Consider the following 15,095-nt stretch of genomic DNA (forward strand, 5'->3'; position numbering starts at 1 on the left):
CGGCAACCGTCACCCGCGCCCCCGCCTGCCCGGGCGGCGCCGCGAGCCCGCGTCCCGGCCACGCGGCCACGACCCGCCTCGTGTGCGCGGACGCCGACGGCGATTCGCTCACGCTGAAGATCACGACGCCGCCCCGCCCCGTGGACTCGCCGGCCGCCCCCGCTGGGGTCGTGCTGCTCGGGCACGAGGTCGGCGAAGACGTCGTGATCGCCGCGGCGCGCGCCGCCGAGGCCGCGGGCTGGCCCGTCGTGCTGAACCCCGCGCCCGCGCGCGAGCTGCCCGCCGCGCCCCTTGCCGTGCTCACGCCCAACGCGTCCGAGGCCGAGCAGCTCACCGGCGAGCGCGATCCCGAGGCCGCCGCCCGAGCGCTGTCCGAATCGACCGGCGCCGCCGTGCTGATCACGCTCGGCGCGCGTGGCGCGCTGCTCCTGGAGCCGGGCGGCGAACCGGAGCGGTTGGCCGCGACGCAGGTCGACGTCGTCGACACGACCGGCGCCGGCGACACCGTCAACGGCGCGCTGGCCGCCGAGCTCGCCGCGGGCCGCCCGCTGCGGGAGGCCGCCGAGTTCGCCCTGAAGGCCGCGGCGCTCTCGACCACGAAGCCCGGTGCGCGCGGCGGCATGCCGACGCGCGACGAAGTCGACGCCGCGTGAGCGCGACCACGCCCCTCGCCGCCGGCGCGCACGAGGTGCGCGCGTGAAGCGACGCTCGTCACCACGCGCCCGCGTTCGCGCCGCGCTCGGCGTCGTGCCGGCGCCCGTCGTCGGCGGCGCGCTCGCGACCGGGGCCGGACTCGCGGCGTGGGCCGGCTGGATCGAGCCCCGCCGGCTGGTCGTGCGTGACGTCGAGCTCGCCCTGCCGCACTGGCCGGAGGCGCTCGACGGGCTCCGGGCCGGGGTCATGTCCGACCTGCACGCGGGCGTGCCGCACGCGGGGCTCGACAAGATCGCGCGGGCCGTCGACGCGCTGAACGCGCTCGAGCCCGACGTGCACCTCCTGCTCGGCGACTACCTGGACTCCAGCCAGAAGCTCGCCCGCAAGCTCGCGCCCGAGGCGGTCGCGGCCGAGCTCGGACGACTCCGGGCGCCGCTCGGCACGTACGCGGTGATCGGCAACCACGACTGGCGCAACTCCGGCGACCGGATGTGGCGCGCGCTCGACGCCGTGGGGATCACCGTGCTCGAGGACCGCGCGGTGAAGGTCGGCGCGTTCTGGATCGCCGGGCTCGGGGACATGCGCCACCGGATGCCGAACGTCGTCCACGCGCTGCGCGCCGTGCCCGAGGACCAGCCCGTGATCGTGCTCTCACACGACCCGGACCTGTTCCCGCGCATCCCCGCGCGTGTCTCACTCACGCTCTCCGGCCACACGCACGGCGGGCAGGTCGCGATCCCACTGGTGCGGCGCCCGCTGATGCCCTCCCACTACGGCGAGCGTTACGCACGCGGGCACATCGTGGAAGAAGGCCGGCACCTGTACATCACGAGCGGTGTGGGCACGAGCGGGCTCCCGATCCGTTTCCTCGCGCCACCCGAGATCCTCCACTTGCAGCTCCGGAGCGAGTGAGCTCAGCGCTGTCCTCGACCGCGCCGGGCTCGTTGCCGCGCAGCGGCACGGTCGCGAGGTGAGGTACGTCGTCCAGCCCGAACCCCTCCAGGCGACGGCGGCGTGGATGTCACGACTTGCGGCGGGCTGGGTCGCTCGTCTGGCGGCGGTGAAGCGGCTGGCGGAGCGGGCTGCGGACGGCGACGGCTCTCCCGGATGAAGATCACGAGCTGAGCGGCGAAGAACAGGAAGCCGGGGACCGCGAGGATCCACAGCCCGTCGGCCGCGGTGAGGATCGTGAACGCGGCGGCGAGGGGCAGCAGGACGAGCGCCGTGCGCCTGCGTTGTTGGCCGAGCGTTCTCCGCACAGATGGAGTTGTACCCGGCGCGGGTACCAAGGACCGATGCGATTCGTGCTCGCGCTCTTCGCCGCCCTGCTGCTCGCCGGCCCCGCCCACGCCGCGACCAAGCCCGTCGGCGCCAAGCCGCTCACCGACAAGCAGGCGGCCGCGAAGGTCAAGCGCTCGAGCTGGGAGCCCCGCCCGGACAACGCCGACGAGAACCGCCGCACGCTGACCGCGAAGCAGCTCCGCGCGTTCCGAGCCAAGTCCGACATGCCCTACAAGGCGCGCGTCACCGGCCGCTTCAAGGGCACGACGGACGAGATCATCCAGTGGGCCGCGTACAAGCACGGGATCGACGTGAACGTGATGCGCGCGGTCGCGGTGGTCGAGTCGTGGTGGCGGATGTCGACCGTCGGCGACAACGGGGACAGCTTCGGGCTCTACCAGCTGCGCCGACCGTTCCACTGCTGCCCCGCGTACGCGAAGTCCAGCACCGCGTTCAACGCCGACTACTACGGCGCGATCATCCGCGCCTACTACGACGGCAAGATGCCGTGGCTCAACGACGTCGAGCGGGGTCAGGACTACAAGGCGGGCGACCTGTACGGCTCGCTCGGCGCGTGGTTCGCGGGCCGCTGGCACACGCAGCCCGCGAACGAGTACATCCAGCGCGTGAAGGACACGCGCTCGCAGCGCACGTGGCGCACCCCGGATTTTCAGGGTTGAAAGCGCGCGCCCCGCGTCTACCTTTACCGCTTCAGTCGCCGTGCGTTCGGGAGCACGCAGGGCAGGGGTCCAGGCTGCGCATCGCGCCTGGTAGTGCCATCCGTCGTCCGTCCGCCTTCACGATCGCCCTCTGGGGAGGGCGGCGGTCGTGAAGGCGGACCGACGGAGGCGTACCCCGACGTGGCTTCAGCCCGCTTCGAGCTCGAGCGACCTGGCGACGGCCTCGCCGTCGAGGCCGTCGTCGTGTCCCGTGGAGACGAGCTGGACCACGGACTTGCGGTCCTTCGGGACGGCGTGGACCATGACGACGGTCTCCTGCTTGCCCTCGGTCTTGAAGCGGACGCGGTGCTCGGCGTGCGCCGACTCGAAGTCGACGTCCTGCACGCTCAGCACGATCAGGGCGTTCCGGTCGCCCGGCGCGGTGGCGCGCCACTCGGTGTTGTCGCGCTTGACCGTCCAGCCCTGTGGGTGGACGAACGACGCCGCCGGCGCCTCGTAGGTCATGTAGTCGTCGGGACCGGACGCGGCGCCGCCACAGCCGGCGGTCGCGAGCAGGGCCAGCACGGCGATGAGCGTTCGCATGATGGTGCGGTAGCCGCCTGCTCAGGCGTCGTAGAGCCCCTCCAACGAGAAGATCCGCCGCATGATCGCCACCGACGACGCGTAGGTGGAGTCCAGCCCGTAGTACGACAGCCCGCGGGCGCCGAGCGTGCGGGCCTGCGAGTAGGGCGTGTCAGAGGCGTAGTGGATGATCCCGAAGTCGATCGGGAGCTTGGAGAAGTTGACCGCCTCGCCGCTCGGGTAGCGGTCGGCGTCGGCGATCTCGTAGACCGCGTTGCAGAACGGGCCCGCCTCCATCTCGACCACGGTGTACGCCTCGCGGTAGTAGAAGTCGAGGTAGTTGCGGTTCTGCAGGAAGGTCGACTTGACGGTCACCGCGCGCTGGTTGTCCAGGCCGGAGCCGAACACCAGGTACGGGGCGACATCGTCGAAGGTGAACGCGTTGTCGAGCCAGTAGGTCGAGCCGGAGTGCTCGTCGTGGATGACGCCGCTGATCAGGACGTCGCCGACGTCGGCGTTCAGGGTCGCCGCCTTGCCGAGGACGTAGACGCCGCGCAGCGTGTCGTGCGCGGTCGTGATCTCGCGCAGGATGTTGTAGGCGGCGAGCCCGAGCGGGTACTCGATGTTGACCACGACCCCGCCGGTGCGGGCGAGCTTGTCGGCGTCGATCGGGCCGAGCCGGGAGTCCAGCCCGGCCGGGTCGAGCTTGGCCAGGTCGATCACCTGCGCCGAGACGCGCAGGCCGGTGCGGGAGGAGATGTGCGTGATGCCGAGCTCGCGCTCGGCCTTGCGGCGCCGATCCCACGCCGGCCCGTCCTCGGGCTGGCGCTCGTAGAACAGCCGCGCGCCGTAGTAGAGGAAGTTCTCCCACGAGCCGGTCTTGCGGCTGGTCCGGAAGCGCTCGAGCTCCTCGAGCAGGTAGTCCGGGCCGTTGGCCTCCACCCAGGTGACGATCTCCTCCTCGCTCACGCCCGCCCTCGTCGAGACGAGGTTCATGATCGAGTGGGTGTTGGAGGAGACGAAATACATCGGCCGGTCCGACAGCGACTGGTCCGTCAGCCGCGCGCGCACCGGCGCCCACCAGCGGCGCGTGAGCCGCTGATAGCCGGCCTGGGAGCCGCCGAGCATCCGGATCCGCAGGTTGAGCTTGCGGTCGCCCACCTCGCGCACGAAGCCCGCGAGCCCGTCGGGCCAGGACTCGTGCACGCGCGCCCAGTCGCCCGCCGAGCCGCCGTACGCGGACGCCGCGGCCTCCGGCTCCGGGTCGTCGGGAACGGTCGCGGCGCGCATCAGCACGTGCAGCTTGTTCCACTCGAGCTGGTAGGCGACGAGCGACGGGATCGCGTCGTCGAGGTCCGAGGTGGAGGCGAGCAGGACCGCGAGCGTGCCTTCGCCGTTGTCGAACCAGCGCCGCCGCCGGGCGGGCGCCTCCATCGCGGTCCAGTCCTCGATCCGGCCGAACCCCGCGCGCGCGAACGCCTCGGCCTCCTGGCCCATCACCACGCGCTGCGCCCGCCAGACCGACTCCGGCAGGCGCCGCAGCGAGTACAGGAACGCACCGAGGTCGGGCTGCTCGAGGTCGTACGCGAGCGGGTGCAGGCTCGAGTTCATCGCCGCGTGCGAGGGCTCGAGCACCCGCAGCAGCGTCTCGCCCGAGGACCGCAGCAACGTCGTGTACGTGCGGTGGTAGAGCTCGACCTCATCCGAGGCCCGGTGCAACGTCCCACTCGGCTCGGCGGACGGGACGCGAAGACGAGGGACGGCCATGCGCCTGGACGCTACCGCACCGGCTGACACGACCCGCCGACCACTCATTGTGGAAGGCTTCACCGGTGCTCGACGGGATCGTCAACCGCGACGCGCGCCGGGTCGCGCGGGCGCTGCGCGGCCTGCCGGAGGCCGAGCGTCGCGCGCTCGCGCCGGAGCTGCTGCGACACGCACGCGGCATCGCGGGGACCGGTGGCGAGTCCGTGGTGCACGTCGCGCTCGCCGGGACGGCGACGCTGACGGAGATCCGCCGCCTCGGGATCTGGTCGGCCTCGACCATCGACGTCGAGCAGGGCCTCGCCGTCCTGCTGGACCGGCGACCCGACTGGCTGCAGGAGTACGCGGAATGGCGGCTGACCGGGGACGCCCTGGACTCGCCGTGGACGCTCGTGCGTGGGCTCGTCCGGGCGGGAGCGATCGAGCGGCCCGGCCCGCCGTACCTGAGCGCGCTGATCCGCGCGAGCCGGCCGCGGTACCACGGCGGGGAGGCCGCCGCGGAGCTCGTCGCCGCCGACCCCACGCTGCTCGAACGCGAGGTGTGGGACCTGCTCACCTCGGACACGGGCGAGGAGTCGCTGCGCGCCGCCGACGTGACCAACGACTGGGCCCCTGGCGCGGGCTGGAACGAGGTGATCCGCGCGCGGCTGCCACGCGAGCGCGTGCTCAACGCCGTCCTCGACGGGCTCGCGAACGACATGGTCGCCTACCGCGCGGCCTGGCACACGAAGCTGTGGAAGGACCTGGCGCCGACGCCCGCCGAGCTCGCGGCCCGCGCCGACCGACTGCGGGTCCTGCTCGGCGCGGCCGCCGAGGCGATCGTCGCGTTCGCGGTCGAGCAGCTCACGCGCGCGAAGGTCCCGGTGCCGGCCGACGACCTCGCCCCCGCGCTGGCGGCGGCGTCGAAGAAGACCGTCCGCGGCGCGCTCAAGCTGCTGGGCGACGAGCCGGCGGCCGCGACCATCGCGCTCGGCCACGCGGACGCGGCCGTCCAGGGCGCGGCGCTCGACCGGCTCGAGCGCACCACGCTCGACGATGGCGCCCGCGACGGGCTCCTGCGTCACCTGGACCTGCTGTCGGCGACGATGCGGCCGCGGGCGGAGGCGCTGCTCGGCCTCGCGCTCCCGGCGACGGAGGAGGTCGTCGCGGTCGACGTGTCGGAGCTCCCAGAGGCGATCCGTACGGCGCTGAACTTCGGCGGCCCGCTGCCGCCGGCGCCGATCGCGGGCGAGCCGGTGCTGGGCGAGCCGGTCCCGCCGCTGGAGACCGTCGAGGCGCTCGCCCAGTCGCTCGCCGAGCGCCACGAGTACGGCCCGCCGTTCCCGGAGGACGAGCGCCAGCTGGACGCGATCCTGCGCCACTGCGCGACGCGGGAGCCGTTCGAGGGCGCGCTCGCCCCGTTCGTCGAGTCCTTGCGCGAGCTGTCCGTGGACGGTTGGCTGCTGTGGCCGCGGGGTGTGGCGGCGAGCTGGCTCACCGGCACGGAGCCCAAGTGGAGAGACGGGCCGTCGTCGGTCGACTTCCTGCGCCTCCACACCGTCGGCACCCGTGCCGCTCGCGGCGAAGCGGGGCCGCTGCTCGCGTTGCCGACGCACGTCGGCGGGTGGATCGACGCGCGCGTGCTGGTCCAGCGCGTCGTCGCCTCGGGCACGCGGGTCGACGAGGTGGAGCTCGCGCAGGCGATCCTCCGGCTGGCCCTGGATCACCGCGCGGAAGCGCTCGCCGCCGCGGCCGACCTCCCCGGAGCGTCCGGCGCGGCGCTGCGCTGCGCGTTCGGCGGCGAGCCGGTCGAGGCCGGCAGCTGGGTCGCGGACGCCGCGCGCGCCGTCGCCGGGCTCACGCCGATCGTCGCCAAGGTCGTGCATCACCAGACCTTCAAGGGCGACGCGTTGCGCGTGCGCGTGCCGACGGGTCCCGTCGGCGGCGGGCCGCTCGGCGCGGCGCTCGGCGGCATCGGCGGCGACGGGTGGTACGACAGCCACGACTTCCCGGCGCGCACCGATCTCGCCGCGGCCGCGGCGATCCGCAGGATCAGCCGGTACCTCGACAGCACCGAGTCGGTCCCCACCGCCGGCGCGCTGCTGCCGCGTCTGCTCCCGCCGCGCCAGCCGATCGCACCGCTCACGGTGCGTTTCCTCGTCCTCGCGCTGGGCTCCGGCGCGCCGGGCGAGCATCTGCTCGCGGTCGACGTGCTGATCGCCGCGATCGAGGACGGCCGCGTCGACGCGCTGCCGCCCGACGACGTCGGCTTGATCAAGCCGAACCGGCTCGCCGCGCGGCTGACCACGATCGCCGAGGCCGGTCCGCTCCACGGCGCCGTCGTGCGCGAGCTGCTGGACGCGTCGATCCACCTCGTGCCCGCCCGCTCCGGCCCGCTGCTCGTGCTCTTCGACGAGCTCTGCGCGCAGACGAGCACCGGCCCGCGACGTTCCCGCGAGCACCTGCGCACGTCCAAGCACAAGGCGGCGAAGGCGTTGCTCAACCGACACGGCGACCCGCCCGCCGAGGAAGCGCAGCTTGCACTCGCCGCGCGCGCCCGCCGGGCCCGGCGCTGGATGGCGGCGACGTGAGCGCGTTCCCGGACACCCTGCTCGACGCGCTCGTCGCCGCCGACCAGGCGGGCGTGATGTCCGCGCTGCGCGGGCGCGAGGAGGCGGAGCGACGCGCGGCCGCCAAGCTCCTGATGGCCGCGCCCCACCGGGACTTCGGGTTCATCGAGCGCGCGCCGGACGGCGGGCTCGTCGCGGTACCGCGGACCGAGTGGACCAACGAGGCCTCGATGCGTGAGTACGAGCAGGGCAAGCTGTTCTACCTCGCGCTGCTCGGCACCGCGTCGATGGAGCAGCTGCGCCGTCACGCGTGGGCGCTGAGCTGCGTCGACGACGCGCCCGCCGCGACGGTGCTGCTCGAGCGCCGCCCACGCTGGCTCGCCTCCTGGGCGCAGTGGATCCTCTCCACGCAGACCGCGTTCGTGAAGTGGCCGCTGGTCCGCGACCTCGTCCGGGCCGGCGCGATCGAGCGCCCCGACGCTTACGTTCCCGCCCTGCTGCGGATGCGCTGGTACCACGACCCCACCCCGCTGGCCGAGCTGCTCGACGGCGACCCCGAGTTCTGGGAGCGCGACGTGTGGGAGCTGATCGCCTACCGCGGCGACGACGCCAGCCAGCGCGCGGCAGACGTGTGCGGGTGGAGCACGCTGATCGCGGCGCGGGTGCGGGAGCGCGACCGGCTGCTCGACGCGCTGCTCGAGCCACTCGCGGACCTCAGCGCCTACCGCGCCGCCTGGCACACGAAGCTGTGGAAGGCGTTGAAGCCCACGCGGGCCGAGCGCGCGGCGCGGGCCGACACGCTGCGGGCGCTGCTCGGCGCGTCCGCCGAGCCGGTCGTCGGCTTCGCGCTGGACGAGCTCGTGCGCTCCGGCGCGCCGATCGCCGCGACCGACCTCACCCCCGCCCTCGCCGCCACCGCGAAGAAGACCGTCCGCACCGCGCTCAAGCAGCTCGACGGCGCGCCCGCGCTCGCATCCATCGCGCTCGGGCATCCCGACGCCGACATCCAGGCCGAGGTGCTCGACCGGCTCGAGCGTGGCCCGCTCGACGACGCCGCCCGGGGCGAGCTGCTGCGCCAGCTGGACGGGCTCGCCGCGACGCAGCGCCCGCGCGCCGAAGCCCTGCTCGGCGTGGCGCTTCCAGAGGCGCACGAGACCGTGGAGGTCGACGTCTCGGGCATCCCCGCGGCCATCCGCGCCGCGCTGAACTTCGGTGGCCCGCTGCCCGACGCGCCGATCCCGGGCGAGCCGGTGCTCGGTGAGCCGGTGACGCCGATCGCGACCGTCGACGCGCTCGTGCGCGAGCTCCAGCCGCTGTCCGCGCGCGACGACGTGCTCGACGCGCTGCTGCGCTTCTGCGACCGGCCCGCGCCCACGGCGCTGATGGAGCGATACCCGGAGGGGATGGGGTCGTGGCTCGGCGCGCTCGACCGGGTCGGCTACGCCTGGGTGCACCGGGAGCTCGCCGCGCCGCCCGAGTACCACCCCGAGGTGCCGCCGGCGCCCGCGGAGCACCGCGCCGCGCGCGCCGCCGCCGGCCCGTACCTCGCGCTGCCCACCCACCGCGGCGGCTGGATCGACCCGCGCGCGCTCGTCGCCCGGCTGCACGCGCACGCGACCGAGGACGAGCTCGCCCGGGCGATCCTCCGGCTCGCGCCCGAGGGCCGCGCCGAAGCACTCGCGGCGGGCGGCGAGCCGCTCCCGCCCGCGCTGCGGTGCGCGCTCGGCGGCGAGCCCGTCGGCGGCGACGGACCGGCGGCCGTCGCGGCACGCGCGGTGGCCGGCCTCGACCCGTTCGCCGTGGAGGTGGAGTGGGGCCCGGACGAGTGGGAGTCCGAGAGCTTCGAGGTGCGGGTCACGCCGCTGCCGAGCGCCGGCCCGCTGCGCCGGCACGTCGAGGAGGCGTGCGGCGAGCACAGCGTCTACGGGCGCGTGCCGCTGGACCCGAACGCGTTCCCCGGCCGCCGCGAGCTCGCGTGCGCGGCCGCGATCCGCGAAGTCGGCTGGAACCTGGACGACGTCCGTCGCGGCGAACTCGGCGCGGTCGTGCTGGAGACGTTGGCGCCCGCGACCGAGCCGCTCCCGCCGCTCGGCATCCGCCTGGCCGTGCTCGCGCTGGGCTCGTTCGCCGAGCGGGAGCGGCTGCTCGGCGCCGACCTGCTGATCGCCGGCATCGAGGACGGCCGCATCGACCGGCTCCCCATCCTCGACGCCGCGCGGCTCAAGCCCAACCGGCTCGCGACCGGCCTGGGGAACGTCGCCACCGCCGGGCCGCTGCCGCGGGCGCTCGTGCGCGCGTTCCTCGACGCGACCGAGCCGCGCGCCGCGCCGCTCCTCGTCCTGTTCGACGAGCTGTGCGCGCAGACGCACACCGGGCCGGTCGCGGCGCGCGCGCACCTGGGCACGCTCACCGGCTCGAGCAAGGCCGCGAAGGCCGCGCGTTCGCTCCTCGCGCGCGAGGGGAACGAGGATGTCGAGTCCCTGGTCCTCGCCGCGCGGGCACTCCGGGCACAACGCTGGATGGAGCCATGATCGAGCACGCGTACACCTACGCCCACCCGTCGACCGCGACCGCGGACGCGCTCGACCTGGCCACGAGCGGCGGCGTCGCCGCGCACCCGCACCTGTTCCGCGGCGAGCTCAACGACCCGGCGATCCACGCGAGCGCGATCCTCGCCGTCGCGCGCACCGCCCGCGCGCGGTTCTTCGAGCATGGGAAGGTGATCACCGACCCGGTCGTCACCTGCCACGCGGACCGGATCCGCTTCGAGGCGCTGAGCTCGTGCGCGGGCGTGTACGCGCGTCACGACGCCCTGCTGAGCGGCGCCGACGGCGAGGTGCTGCGCGTCGGCGTGACCAACGTGGACGTCAATGAGGCCACCCGCGGCGTGCTCGCCCGCGTCGGCGGAACCGGCTGGCTGCACCTCGCGGTCGGCGAGGACGAGGTGCAGGTCGCCGGGCCGGGCGGGGTCGCCGTCGAGCGCAAGGTGGCGCTGCCGACGCGCTGGGTGAAGGGCTTCGGCGAGGTCGGCGTCGCCTCGCGCGCGCTGCAGCCGGGGTTCGAGCTGTCCGGCGTCGCCGCCCAGCGCTTCCTGCGGACGTCGGTCCCGCGCACGCGCGAGGTCTTCCTGATGCCCGGCGGGCGCTGGTCGGTCGCGGGCGGTGCCGGCGCCGTCGCCGTGCGCGATCCCGAGCGGCTGAAGCTGCTCGAGCCGCTCGCCCGCTTCGGCAGCGCGCTGCGCGTGTGGGGCGGCCCGACCGGCGTGAGCGCGTTCACGCTCACGCTCGGCACCGCGGGCACGTTCACGCTCGTGCTCAGCCCGGCCAGCTCACGCGGATTCTCCGGCGAGGGCGGCTCGCTCAACCCGCTGGCGACCGAGGCGCTGCAGCCGCAGGCCGACGACGCCGAGCTCGACCTCGCGTGGCAGCCCAAGCTCGCCGGCGACCCCGCCGTGCTCGACGTCCTCGCCGCCCGCGGCCGCGCGGGCTTCGACCTCGACGCCGGCGGCTTCTTCCACCGCGACCTCCCCTACGACCTCACGCAGGTCGAGGCGCTGCACCCGCGCCTGCTCGCCGCGCGCAAGCTCGTCCCCGAGGTGCGATGGGAGGGCGACCACGCGTGGGTCGGCCAGTACCGCGTGTCGCCGCCGGCGTGCACGTGCGAGTGGTGGGGCCGCTACCGCGGTGAGCGCGGGCCGTGCAAGCACGTGCTGGCGGCAGAGCTCGCGCGTGACGCCTGACCCGCTGCTCGCCGCGATCATCGCGGGCGATGCGCGCGCCGTCGTCCTGCTGCTGCGCGGGTGGACGGAGGCGCAGCGGCGGGAACGAGCGCCGGCGTTGCTCGCGCTCGAGCGGGCGACGGACGACCCGCTGAAGCTCCTCGACGACGCCGGCAGGCCGCACGAGGTCGGCTGGGACGACCGCGAGCGCTACGACCGCGCGTACGCGCAGCGTCGGGCGCTCGAAGTCGCCCTTGTCGGCACCGCGTCGCTGGCGGAGCAGCGCGCGCTCGCCGAGCCGTTTCCCGCGTGGCTCGACGTGCAGCGCGCCGCCCAGGTGGTGTTCGACCGCGACCCGCCGTGGCTCGCCGACTGGACCGCGTGGCAACTGCGCAGTGAAGGCCCGGAAGGCCGCTGGCCGCTCGTGCACCTCCAGGTGCGGGCAGGGCTGATCAAGCGCCCGCGCGACTACCTCGACGGCCTGCTCGGCGCGTTTCCCTGGTTCGACGCGCGCGACCTGCTCGAGGATGACCCGGAGCTGCTCGAGCACGATGTCTGGGCGTTGCTGTGCCACCACGACGGTCAGGAGAGCCTGCGCGCGGCGCAGGACCGCGGCGCGCACTGGCGCGAGGCGCTGATCGCGCAGCTGGACCGCGAGCGCCTGATCGACGCGACACTCGAAGCGCTCGGGAGTGACCTCAGCGCCCACCGGGCGGCGTTCTTCACCGGGCTGTGGCGCGAGCTCGCGGTCACCAACGCGGAGCGGGCCGCGCGGCATGACCAGCTGCGCGGACTGCTCGGCGTGGCCGCCGCGAACGTGCTCACACTCGCGCTCGACGAGCTCACGCGGGACCCGCGCCCGGTGGCCCCGCCGGAGCTGGCTCCCGCCCTGGCGGCACGCGCCAAGCGGACGGCCCGGGGTGCGCTGAAGCTGCTCGACCGCGCGCCCGACGCCGCGACCGCGACGATCGCGCTGGGCCACCCCGACGCTGACGTCCAGGCCCAGGCGCTCGACCGGCTCGAGCGCTGGGGCCTCACCGACGCCGCCCGCGACGCGCTGCTGCGCCAGCTCGACCTGCTCTCCGCGACCCAACGCCCGCGCGCCGAGGCCCTGCTCGGCGTCGCGTCGCCGCGCTCGCGGCCCGACCCCGTCGAGCTCGATCTCGACACCATCCCCGAGGCGATCCGACGCGCGCTCAACTTCGGCGGAGCCGTGCCGCGCGCGCCCGTGCCCGGCGAACCCGTCCTCGGTGAGCCGATCGAGCCGATCGCGTCACTCGACGAGCTCGCCGACGTGCTCGCGACCACGTTGTCGGAGCCGTGGCGCGGCGACGAGCGACTGCTCGACGGCGTGCTGCGGTTCTGCGACCGGCCGTTCGACGGCCCGCTACGGCCGTTCCACGAGCGCATCCTGGACCTCGAGCACTGGTTCTTCTCCCCGGTCACCGTCGCGGCGGTGTGGGCCACGGGCTTCGTGACCCGAGCGCCGGACGAGCACGGCAGCCCGTGGGAGTTGCGGCTCTACGAGGCGTCCCAGCGCGTGGTGCGCGGTGAGGCGCGGCCGCTGCTTTCGCTGCCGACCCACGCGGGCGGGTGGATCGAGCCGCGCGTGCTGCTCGACCGGATGCACGAGGACCCCGACCCGATCGACCTCGCGCAAGCGCTGCTGCGGCTCGCGCCCGAAGGCCGAGACCACGCGCTCAGGCGGGTGCGTCGGCACACGAAGCGGGGTCCCGCCGCGGAAGCCGCGCGGGCGGCGCGCGAGCCGGACCGCTTCGCCGTCGAGGTCGTCTACGACGACGCCGAGCCGCTCAACCAGCGCGTCAAGGTGCTGATCGACGGACCGCGCGTGAAGCACGACGGCCCGCTCGCGGAGTACGTCGACACGCAGCGTCGCCGCTGGTCGGGCGCACCGGTCTGGTCCGTGTGGCCCGAGCGACGGGACATCGCGTGCGCGTGCGCGTTGCCGGAGCTGCTCCAGAACCTCGAGAGCGGCAGCGGCCGGGACACCGACGTCGGCGTCCTGCTGGAGGCGCTGCTGGACCAGCCGCTGCCTCCGCTGGCGCTGCGGCTGCTCGTGCAGGCGCTCGGCTCCGCGTACGACCGCGAGCACATCGCCGCCGTCGACGTGCTGATCGCGGGCATCCAGGACGGGCGTGTGGACGCCACCGCGCTCCCGCCCGACGACCTCGCGCGGATCAAGCCGAACCGGCTCGCTGCTCGCCTGCAGACCGTCGCGGACGGCGGGCCGCTGCAGCGGGCGGTCGTGCGGGACTTCCTCGACGCGCACGTCGCCGCCGTGCCCGAGCGCCCCGCGGCGCTGCTCGTGCTCTTCGACGAGCTGAGCGCGCAGACCGGCGTCGGCCCCCAGCGCTCGCGCGCCTACCTCGAGACGCTCAGCGGCACGTCCAAGGCCGCCAAGGCGGCGAAGGCGCTGCTCGCCCGCGCCGGCGAGCCGCCGCCGGTCGAGGCGGAGCTCGCGCTCGCCGCGCGGGTGCGGCGAGCTCAGCGCTGGATGGGGTAGCCCGCGCGGCCCCAGGTGCCGACGCCGCCGTCGACGACGTGCAGCACCTCACCCGCGCCGAAGCGCTGGACCAGGGACGCGCCGACCGCGGCGCGCTGACCCGAGGCGCAGATCACGGCCACCGGTGTGTCCGCGTCCAGTTCGGGCGGGAGCGCGTCGATGTCGTGGTAGGGCACGAACACCGAGCCCGGGATGTGGCCGGATTCCCACTCGTCGCGCTCGCGCACGTCGAGGATCTGCAGGCCGTCACGGCGCGCGTGGAGCTCGTCGACGGTGAGCCGCTCGATCTTCGATACCGGCAGCTTCTCCTCGCGCCAGCTCGTCATGCCGCCCGCGAGGTAGCCCGCGATCCGGTCCACGCCGACCGCGGCGGCCAGCTCGGCGGCGTGCAGGGCGTCGGCGTCGTCGCGGCCGACGAGCACGATCTCCTCGTCCGGGCCGGCGATCCACGCCAGGCGCGTGCCGAAGCCCGACTGGAGGATCGTGTTGGAGATCGCGCCCGGGATGTGCGCGTCGTCGAACTGCAGTGAGGTGCGCACGTCGATCACGGGCGCATCGAGCGTCTGGATCTGGCGCGGCGTCAGAGGGTGCGCGTCCACGGTCCGGCGATCCAGCGGCCCGCGGTTGATCGCGACGATCCCCTTGAAGTTCGGCGGCTGCGGGCGGAGCCCCGACGTTGCGCGCGTGACGAACTCCCCCTCGTCGTCGACGCCCAGCAGCGCGTTGTGGCGGCGCTCGAAGCCGATCGTCGTGGACACCTTCAGGTCCATCGCCGGCCCGCCACACAGCGACCCGCCGAGGTGGCCGGGCCAGACCTCGACGTCGTCGCCGAGCGACAGCAGCTCGCCGTGGAGAGAGCGGAAGATGTCGCGCGCGCCTTCCTCCTTCTCGACCGCGAGGTCGGGCCGCGCGATGTCGCCGACGAACAGCGAGTCGCCGGTGAGCACCGCCCAGGGCTCAGAACCCCGAGCCGTGTCGATCAACGCGAACGCCGTGTGCTCGGGCCGGTGCCCGGGCGTGTGCAGCGCGCGCACGATCACGTCGCCCAGCGCGAGCTCCCACCCGTGGTCGAACGGCTCGTGGTCGTAGTCGGGCGACGCGAGGCGGTGGACGTGGATGCGCGCGCCGGTCGCGGCCGCCAACCGGCCGTGGCCGCTGACGTGGTCGGCGTGGTTGTGGGTCTCGAGGATGTGCTCGATCTGCACGCCGAGGTAGCGGGCGACGCGTAGGTACTCGCCGATCTCCAGGCGCGGATCGACGACCGCGGCCACGCCCGCGGACTCGTCGCCGACCAGGTACGACGCGCACCCGAGATCCTCATGGGCGATCTGGCGGAAGATCACGGACCGAACCCTACAGCGGTC

At 74.5% G+C, this 15,095-nt stretch carries 10 protein-coding genes; 7 read left to right on the forward strand and 3 right to left on the reverse strand.

The features are described from left to right. The 3 genes from OJ997_RS22230 to OJ997_RS22240 all read left to right on the forward strand — a co-directional run. The coding region (locus OJ997_RS22230) for a PfkB family carbohydrate kinase (protein ID WP_270027433.1) at positions 1–653 on the forward strand (653 nt) is incomplete at its 5' end. A gap of 43 nt (positions 654–696) precedes the next feature. After that, complete coding sequence (locus tag OJ997_RS22235; protein WP_270027434.1) at positions 697–1,566, forward strand: metallophosphoesterase; 870 nt, start codon at positions 697–699, stop codon at positions 1,564–1,566. Between the two features lie 383 nt (positions 1,567–1,949). Continuing rightward, a complete protein-coding gene (locus tag OJ997_RS22240; RefSeq protein ID WP_270027435.1) occupies positions 1,950–2,615 on the forward strand; it encodes a hypothetical protein in 666 nt (221 codons plus the stop codon). Positions 2,616–2,801: 186 nt separating this feature from the next. Here the strand turns inward: OJ997_RS22240 and OJ997_RS22245 are convergent, their stop codons facing one another. Then, the gene (locus OJ997_RS22245; protein WP_270027436.1) at positions 2,802–3,197 is read right to left on the reverse strand and encodes a hypothetical protein; all 396 of its coding nucleotides are present in this window, start codon (positions 3,195–3,197) and stop codon (positions 2,802–2,804) included. Positions 3,198–3,218: 21 nt separating this feature from the next. Next, positions 3,219–4,943 carry a DUF6909 family protein gene (locus tag OJ997_RS22250; RefSeq protein WP_270027437.1) on the reverse strand — a complete coding sequence of 575 codons (1,725 nt, stop codon included), beginning with the start codon at positions 4,941–4,943 and terminating at the stop codon, positions 3,219–3,221. Positions 4,944–5,008: 65 nt separating this feature from the next. On the opposite strand from OJ997_RS22250, the gene OJ997_RS22255 reads away from it, so the two are divergent. From OJ997_RS22255 to OJ997_RS37745, 4 genes are read left to right on the forward strand one after another with little or no spacing between them, the layout of a single operon-like run. Then, positions 5,009–7,510, forward strand: coding sequence for a DUF6493 family protein (locus tag OJ997_RS22255; RefSeq protein WP_270027438.1), 2,502 nt, complete (start codon positions 5,009–5,011; stop codon positions 7,508–7,510). Then, positions 7,507–10,020, forward strand: a complete 2,514-nt coding sequence (locus OJ997_RS22260; RefSeq protein WP_270027439.1) for a DUF6493 family protein — start codon at positions 7,507–7,509, stop codon at positions 10,018–10,020. The genes OJ997_RS22255 and OJ997_RS22260 overlap by 4 nt, the downstream gene beginning before the upstream one ends. After that, complete coding sequence (locus tag OJ997_RS22265; RefSeq protein ID WP_270027440.1) at positions 10,017–11,228, forward strand: SWIM zinc finger family protein; 1,212 nt, start codon at positions 10,017–10,019, stop codon at positions 11,226–11,228. The genes OJ997_RS22260 and OJ997_RS22265 overlap by 4 nt, the downstream gene beginning before the upstream one ends. Further along, positions 11,218–13,731: a DUF7824 domain-containing protein gene (locus tag OJ997_RS37745; protein WP_270027441.1), complete on the forward strand. Its 2,514-nt coding sequence runs from the start codon at positions 11,218–11,220 to the stop codon at positions 13,729–13,731. The genes OJ997_RS22265 and OJ997_RS37745 overlap by 11 nt, the downstream gene beginning before the upstream one ends. Here the strand turns inward: OJ997_RS37745 and OJ997_RS22275 are convergent. Continuing rightward, the gene (locus OJ997_RS22275; RefSeq protein WP_270027442.1) at positions 13,713–15,074 is read right to left on the reverse strand and encodes an MBL fold metallo-hydrolase; all 1,362 of its coding nucleotides are present in this window, start codon (positions 15,072–15,074) and stop codon (positions 13,713–13,715) included. The two genes, OJ997_RS37745 and OJ997_RS22275, sit on opposite strands and share 19 nt — an antisense overlap. Between the last annotated feature and the right edge of the window lie 21 nt (positions 15,075–15,095).

The sequence above is a fragment of the Solirubrobacter phytolaccae genome (genome assembly GCF_027587195.1).
In the GTDB taxonomy this organism is placed as follows: domain Bacteria; phylum Actinomycetota; class Thermoleophilia; order Solirubrobacterales; family Solirubrobacteraceae; genus Solirubrobacter; species Solirubrobacter phytolaccae.

What these genes read in the sequence shown, in the direction of transcription:
- OJ997_RS22240 (WP_270027435.1), top strand. Translation starts at nt 1,950, where the DNA reads ATGCGATTCGTGCTCGCGCTCTTCGCCGCCCTGCTGCTCGCCGGCCCC.
- OJ997_RS22265 (WP_270027440.1), top strand. Translation starts at nt 10,017, where the DNA reads ATGATCGAGCACGCGTACACCTACGCCCACCCGTCGACCGCGACCGCG.
- OJ997_RS22245 (WP_270027436.1), bottom strand. Translation starts at nt 3,197, where the DNA reads ATGCGAACGCTCATCGCCGTGCTGGCCCTGCTCGCGACCGCCGGCTGT.
- OJ997_RS22250 (WP_270027437.1), bottom strand. Translation starts at nt 4,943, where the DNA reads ATGGCCGTCCCTCGTCTTCGCGTCCCGTCCGCCGAGCCGAGTGGGACG.